1 pseudogene is annotated in these 247 nt (G+C 35.2%); it reads right to left on the bottom strand.

Annotated features, from left to right (window positions below):
• Positions 1-102 (bottom strand): annotated as a pseudogene (locus E4T71_RS10430) (transposase); the annotation flags it as partial.
• Positions 103-247: the final 145 nt, after the last annotated feature.

Here is a 247-nt window from a genome sequence, read left to right as displayed (position 1 = left end):
CTGGGTTAAATAAGCCACCTGTTCACGTAGAAGGGAGATTTCATCTACTAGACCTTGGATGGTAGCTGCTTGTTTTTTGATAATATCCAATAGTTCTTTCAAGATGATACTCTCCTTTTATTTCTACTCTAATTATAGCTGAAAAACAGCCGTGATTTCAATAGAAATCGCGACTGTTTATGGTTTTTATAGTAGGAGTAATCGAAAATCCTTTCATGAACCATTCAACTTGTTCTGAAGTAAGTTC

The sequence above is a fragment of the Streptococcus sp. WM07 genome, assembly GCF_004570525.1.
Taxonomy (GTDB): Bacteria; Bacillota; Bacilli; order Lactobacillales; family Streptococcaceae; genus Streptococcus.
This window is presented reverse-complemented; position numbering and strand designations above follow the sequence as displayed.